Origin of the sequence: Nonomuraea longicatena, from assembly GCF_039525605.1 — a bacterium.
GTDB classification, from domain to species: Bacteria; Actinomycetota; Actinomycetes; order Streptosporangiales; family Streptosporangiaceae; genus Nonomuraea; species Nonomuraea longicatena.
In genome coordinates this window covers 81,057-81,630 of record NZ_BAAAHQ010000006.1, presented here as the reverse complement: position 1 = coordinate 81,630, position 574 = coordinate 81,057, and the positions used below count along the sequence as shown (strand labels likewise).

1 pseudogene is annotated in these 574 nt (G+C 77.5%); it reads left to right on the top strand.

Annotated features, from left to right (window positions below):
• Positions 1-574, top strand: a pseudogene (locus ABD120_RS07560) (hypothetical protein); the annotation flags it as partial.

The following is a 574-nucleotide window of genomic DNA, read 5'->3' as shown; positions in this document are numbered from 1 at the left end:
CTCCCGCGACGGCGGCCTGGCCGCCGCCGAGCGAGTGCTGCACATCGCCGGGATGCGGGCGCGCTTTCGCCACCCGCTGGATCGCACCGCCGTCTACTACCTGACTCCGCTCGACGACCGGTTACGCGCCCACCGCCTGCTGGTCGAGGCCACCCCGGACCCGGCCCGCCGGCTGGCCCACCGGCTCGCCGCGACGCTGACGCCCGACGAGCGCATCGCCGCCGAGCTGGAGGAACTCGCCCGCCACGCCGAGCCCCTGACGGCGGCGTGCGTGTACGACCACGCCGCGCTGCTCAGCCCCGGAACCGGCTCCCACGCTCGCCGCAGCCGGGCCGCCGCCAGACAGTTGCTGCTGGCCAGCGACTACGACCGGGCGCTGCCCCGTCTGGCCGGTCAGGGCGGCGCCCGCGAACTGCTGCTGGCGGGCGACGACGACGCCGCTCTGGCCGCCGCCGCCCGCGAGGTCGAGCAGGGTGAGCAGGCCGCGCTGCCCGGCGCGCTGATCTGGCAGGCGTGGGCGCTGGTCGCCGCAGGACAGCACGCGGCGGCCAGAGCCGCCCGCGCGGACACGTTC